The 379-nt window shown below is 53.8% G+C and carries 4 tRNA genes; all 4 read right to left on the reverse strand.

Annotated features, from left to right (window positions below):
- Positions 1-56: 56 nt before the first annotated feature.
- Positions 57-128: transfer RNA gene (locus tag HMPREF3090_RS06235), tRNA-Gly, on the reverse strand.
- A gap of 3 nt (positions 129-131) precedes the next feature.
- Positions 132-204: transfer RNA gene (locus tag HMPREF3090_RS06240), tRNA-Thr, on the reverse strand.
- Positions 205-216: 12 nt separating this feature from the next.
- Positions 217-298 (reverse strand) — tRNA-Leu (locus tag HMPREF3090_RS06245).
- A gap of 7 nt (positions 299-305) precedes the next feature.
- Positions 306-378 (reverse strand) — tRNA-Lys (locus tag HMPREF3090_RS06250).
- Position 379 lies beyond the last annotated feature (1 nt).

The following is a 379-nucleotide window of genomic DNA, read 5'->3' on the forward strand; positions in this document are numbered from 1 at the left end:
AGTCCTGTGCGTCTGCCAGTTCCGCCACCCCGGCGCGGATTACCATGTCTGGCAAAAGCGGAATACGAGATTCGAACTCGCGACCCCCACCTTGGCAAGGTGATGTTCTACCACTGAACTAATTCCGCATATGCCGGCTAAAGGACTTGAACCCTCGACCCTCTGATTACAAATCAGATGCTCTACCAACTGAGCTAAGCCGGCTTATTAACTTAATGCGGGTGAAGGGACTTGAACCCCCACGCCTTGCGGCGCCAGATCCTAAATCTGGTGCGTCTGCCGATTCCGCCACACCCGCATATAGATGATCCGTGGGAGGCTCGAACTCCCGACCCTCTGATTAAAAGTCAGATGCTCTACCGACTGAGCTAACGAATCA

The organism is Aerococcus sp. HMSC23C02, from assembly GCF_001806805.1.
GTDB lineage: Bacteria > Bacillota > Bacilli > Lactobacillales > Aerococcaceae > Aerococcus > Aerococcus sanguinicola.